The organism is Micromonospora globispora (genome assembly GCF_003857015.1).
Taxonomy (GTDB): Bacteria; Actinomycetota; Actinomycetes; order Mycobacteriales; family Micromonosporaceae; genus Micromonospora; species Micromonospora globispora.
This window is the reverse complement of the sequence record NZ_QGGF01000617.1, coordinates 1-2562: the sequence shown is the minus strand read 5'-3', so window position 1 is coordinate 2562 and position 2562 is coordinate 1. Positions and strand designations below refer to the sequence as shown.

The following is a 2562-nucleotide window of genomic DNA, read 5'->3' as shown; positions in this document are numbered from 1 at the left end:
CCCCGCCCGTCGCCATCCCGGTGGAGCTGCCGGTGGCCGGGCGGGCGGCCGCGCCGACCGGGGTGGTGAGCATCCGAGGCGAGGCCGACGGATCCATCTCGGCAGTGGGCGCCGGTGCCAGCAGCTCGGCGGGGAGCCGGACCCGGGCGACGAGGCCGTCCTGGCCGCCCGCCAACCGGACCTGCACCTGATGCCGGGCGCTCAGGTGGCTGACCACGAACAGACCCATCCGCTCGGAGGCCGCGACGTCGGCCGCCGGGGGTTCGGCCAGCACCGCGTTCGCCTCCGCCAGGGCGGCCGGGCTCATCCCGAGCCCCTGGTCGGCGATCTCGACCAGCGCTCCGGTCCCATCGGCGCGGACGGCCACCTGGACGATGGCGTCCGGCCGGGAGAACGCCGTCGCGTTCTCCAGCAGCTCGGCGAAGAGGTGCACCAGGTCGCCCACGGCGTGCCCGACGATGTGCAGGTCGGCGGTCGACTCGTGGCGGACCCGCTGGTACTGCTCGATCTCGGCGCTCGCAGCAAGCAGCACCGCGCCCAGGCCGACCGGACGGTGCCACCGGCGGGTGGACTCGGTGCCGGCGAGCACCAGCAGGCTGTCGTCGTTACGCCGCATGCGGGCGGCCAGATGGTCCAGCTTGAACAGATTCTCCAGCTGCTCCGGGTCGCGCTGCTCGCGTTCCAGGTCGTCGAGGAGTTCGAGCTGCCGCTCGACCAGCACCTGGCTGCGCCGGGCGAGGTTGACGAACATCGCGTTGACGTTGCGCCGCATCATCGCCTGCTCGATCGCGACGCTGACCGCGCTGCGGTGCACCGCCACGAACGCCTCGGCCAGCTCACCGATCTCGTCGAGCGAGCGGACCACGGCCGGCGGCACGTCGATCCCGGCGATCGGCCGGTCCACCGCGCGCAGCCGGTCGAGCGCGTCGGGCAGCTCGATTTGCGCGATCCGCAGCGCCTGGCTGCGTAGCAGCCGCATGGACCGGGCGATGGAGCGACCGATCAGCAGCGAGATCAGGACGGCGATCAGGAGCACTGCGACGATGCCGCCGACCACCAGCAGGGTGTCGCGCAGCTGGCCCGAGCTGGCGTCGTCGGCGCGGCGCACCGCGTCGTCGAGCACCTCGGCCTCCAGCTGGCGCAGCAGCTCCTGGCGCTGCTCACTGGCCGCCCACCACTGCGGCGCGGACAGCACCGCCGGTGCCGCGGTGGCGGTGGGGAGGGTTTTCTCCTCTAGTCGGGTGGCGGCCGAGAACGCCGGGTCCACCGAGGTCCGGTCGTACCGGCGGACCTGGTCGGCGGTCGCGGCGACGCGGAACGCGCCGAGGGCGGTGAGCTGCTGGGCGCGCAGGTCGCTCAGGGTCACCGGGTCGTTGACTTCGTACCGGCCGGCGCGGGCGGCCGCGTAGAGCTGGGCGCGGATCCGGGAGGAGAGTTCCTTGACCCGGGAGAGCTGCACGTAGCGCAGCACCGCGTCGCTGAGCGCCCGCTGGTCCTCCCCGGGCGAGGGCTCGGCGAGCAGGTTGAGCAGCGCGTCGATGGCCCGGTGGTAGTTGCTCAGGATGGTGTCGTTGCTGAGCACCGCCGGCGGCACCGCGGGGCGGATGTAGATGACCTGGTCGTACGCCTGCAGCACCTCGGAGTAGGCGACTCGCCAGGCGGCGTCGGCGTCGGCGAGCGGTTCCGCCGCCCGGCGCAGCTCGGCCAGGGCCTGGTCGGAGGCGGTCTGCAGCGGTTTCAGCTCGAAGATGGCGGCGTTCCGGTCGGGGTTGCCGCCGGCGGCGCGCAGCGCGGCCAGTTCGCCCGCGGTGCGGTCCCGTTCGTGCTGGAGCCGGTCCACCGCCAGGGTGATCTGCCGTCCGATGCCGACCTGTTGGGCGAAGTCGTTCAGCGTGGTGGTCTGCCCGACCAGCCCGCGGGTCTGCACGCCGGCCAGCACCAGGAACGCCACCGTGGGGAGGACCAGCACGGTGGCGAGCTTGGTCCGCATCCGCCAGTCCCGCAGCCGCAGCGCCGAGCGACGCCGATGGGGTACGACCCGGACGTCGAACCGACGGCGACGGTGGTGGGAGACGGCACCGGGGGTCGGGTCGGGACCTGCGCCCACTCGTGCCTCCTCGGTCCCTCACGTCCACCCACATCGGGGAGCGGGGTCCATCCAACCAGGCCGGCGGGCGCTGTCAACGGGCTGGCGGGCCGGTGGATCAGGAACGTCACTGTGGTGGGGAGCCGGCTACCGGGTTCGGCGGGTTCGGCTCGTCCGTCCGGCTGATACCGCCGAGCTGCGCCGCCTCTGCGAACCGGCCCAGCGCCACCAGCGCGGCACCGGTCGCGCCGATCTCCGGATTCCGCTGGTGCCACACGGGTCGCGGCGCGAACGCGGCGGCGAACGCCTGGCGCCACCAGACGGACCCGGCCACGGCTCCGCCGCCCAGCACCACCTCGGTCGGCTGCTCGACGGTGGACTCCAGCACGGCGAGGTCGTCGGCCACCATCCGGCACAGCCCGGTCATCAGCCCGGCCAGGATGTCCACCGCGGTGGTGCCGAAGCCCAGCCCGCGC

Annotated in this window: 1 protein-coding gene and 1 pseudogene; both read right to left on the bottom strand. The window is 73.7% G+C overall.

Features of this window, described 5'->3' with window-relative positions:
- On the bottom strand, positions 1-2107 hold a 2107-nt coding region (locus DKL51_RS30880; RefSeq protein ID WP_148097890.1), incomplete at its 3' end, for a sensor histidine kinase.
- 106 nt (positions 2108-2213) lie between these two features.
- A pseudogene (locus tag DKL51_RS30875) lies at positions 2214-2562 on the bottom strand (FGGY-family carbohydrate kinase); the annotation flags it as partial.